1 protein-coding gene is annotated in these 2,517 nt (G+C 37.1%); it reads right to left on the bottom strand.

The features are described from left to right. Nucleotides 1–291: 291 nt before the first annotated feature. Nucleotides 292–1,686, bottom strand: coding sequence for a lipase family protein (locus tag EWV84_RS05375; RefSeq protein ID WP_287076937.1), 1,395 nt, complete (start codon nt 1,684–1,686; stop codon nt 292–294). Nucleotides 1,687–2,517 lie beyond the last annotated feature (831 nt).

Here is a 2,517-nt window from a genome sequence, read left to right as displayed (position 1 = left end):
TTGTACTGACTCAGGGTAGCGGACACCGGTAGTGGGAGCATGAACTTACATGCAGCCAAACTCAACAGACGAAATGCTAAAACGAGATGGGCAAAAAACCGGCGCATAGATGGCTAACGGCAGAGTTATACATTGATCGCTTACTACTACTTTTCTTTGCGATCACCCTTCCACTATCGGAACTTAAGCAGAAAACAGATTTGCTGTGCTTGCCTAAACCCGAACTGCTTATTTTGGCGATCGTCGATCCGTTTTCGGGACTTACAAACGCAGTCGATTCGTCTTACTTACCTAATTGTGATCGCGCCCAAATAAAGCACCACAATAGGTTACGCTCATATTGTGATTACTGGAAATAGCCCCAGTCTGATGACTAAAATAAACAGGCTGACCAACGTGTTCATAAGCATCTTTAGAAAATATAGATTTCAAAACAGGAACCATCTCTATAATTCCTGTTAGGAAATCATTAGGATCTTTCTCTTTTTTCATTTCAGGTCCTGTCAACTCAGTAATAGTTCCTGTCGGTAAGCCATTTACCAAGTCCTCACAGTTAGCAATCCGAAAAGTCTGAGCATAGACTTTTTCTGGAAACCGTTTAGCAAATTGTTGATTGCCAACTCGTGGAGAAGCAAAAGCATATAGAGTTGGTGAAAAATTATTTTCTGCAATGTGAAAGGTTGAGAGAGTTGCGAGCGCTGCTCCTAAACTATGTCCTGTTACATATATTTTCTTGTTTTGTCTATCACCTTCTTTAGCTAGTTTATCGAGGAAATGCTGCACGGTCTTATTGATTGATAAATCATCTCCATCAGGTGTAGACTTATAAATATCGTCAAAGCCTTCACTGACTTTTACTATGTCGTTGTCTTTATTGACTTGTCCTTTGATTTCAAAGCATGGGGGAACGAGTTTAAATTTAGCATCCTTAAGCCACTCAAATGGTGATATTGTCCCTCGCAAGACCACAAAGTATGTTTTCTCATTAGTTTGTTCAGACTCCTGCTCAAGAATGAAGCCAAAATTATGATTTTTTTCGATTTCCTTGGCTTTTAATATTTTGATAACTTTGTATTTGTAGAAATCAGTTTTATTGCTGCTTTCTGATGAGTTAATCCAGTATTGAGTAATGGCATTGGCGATCATCTCAGCTTTTCTGGTCAAGATTATATCGCCTTCTTTCAAGTATAATGCTTGTTTTTTACTATTATCATAATCGTTGTAGGCTATTCGCACCAGATTCCCCAGTTCCATTGCTCTGTGGCGATCAAATCCTTCGGGAATCGTCATCTTGTGCACAGGGATATTGATATACTTTTCGCCAGGATTATATAGATTAATTTCTGGCTTTTGGGATGCTATAAGATCAATAGCTTTTTTTAATTCTTCATTGTGATTCTTAAAAAGAAGGGATTCATAAGGATAGCTTCCAAAGATCATTCTGCCTTTGGAATCCGCTAAAAATATGTGGTCTACTTTTTTTGGGTTTGTGAACATTTTAACTACTGTTCCATCTTTTAATGTGCAGAGGGATTTTGCTGTGTCAAAATCTTCAGTATTTCCAATCGGATGCATGTGAGGTTCTTTGACCAATGCTTCAATAATGTTTTGTGATATTGGAGTAATACTAGAAATCTGATCATCAGAATTCCATTTTCTTAAATAATCAAGTGCTTTTTCAGACATTTTTAGCTCCGTATATGATCTAGAACAGTTCCCTAATAATACTGTTAAAGAACTTACTCCAATAAACCCTCCGCTATATTTTAGTATACGCCTTCTTGTGTGATAATTTTTGCTTATGGAATCCTGAAGTGCTTATTGGACAAGACTTTTAGGACTATTTTGCGGATATTCTATCAGTATAGACCTCGTTTCCACACAGAAACCAGAAGAGCCCGAAATTTTTTGTTTACTTAGGTAGCGATCCATTGTGTGATAATTTTTGCTTATGGAATCCTGAAGTGCTTATTGGACAAGACTTTTAGGACTATTTTGCGGATATTCTATCAGTATAGACCTCGTTTCCACACAGAAACCTTGTGTGATAATTTTTGCTTATGGAATCCTGAAGTGCTTATTGGACAAGACTTTTAGGACTATTTTGCGGATATTCTATCAGTATAGACCTCGTTTCCACACAGAAACCAGAAGAGCCCAGGTACTTGAGCTGAACTAGGTAAAGTAGAAACTAAATAAGCTGATAGAACGAGAAAAGTAAATCCAACTTTTTTATATTTCAACATTTTGTTTACTAGAGTTTTACGATTTTATTTTCTAGCGGCACTGATGCAGCTCTGCCAGAGGGCTTCTAAGAAACTAGATTTTTGTTAAGCACATATACTCATTAATCGAAGGCAGTTTCTTTCACCCTGAAGGTGCGAAGCGCGATCAATTGCTAACTATATAATATACGGAAACTTTCCTTATATTACGCTAAATACGCACTTTTAAAAGAATCTTTCCGTATATTACGCTCAAGTGGAATGATCGCAAGAAGTTTTCCGTATAATATTA

Source organism: Microcystis sp. M_QC_C_20170808_M3Col (genome assembly GCF_007095505.1).
GTDB lineage: Bacteria > Cyanobacteriota > Cyanobacteriia > Cyanobacteriales > Microcystaceae > Microcystis.
The sequence above is the reverse complement of the archived record's forward strand: the minus strand, read 5'-3'. Positions and strand labels throughout refer to the sequence as shown.

Excerpts from the sequence above, each read along its gene's own strand:
- EWV84_RS05375 (WP_287076937.1), bottom strand. The coding sequence starts at position 1,686 with ATGTCTGAAAAAGCACTTGATTATTTAAGAAAATGGAATTCTGATGAT.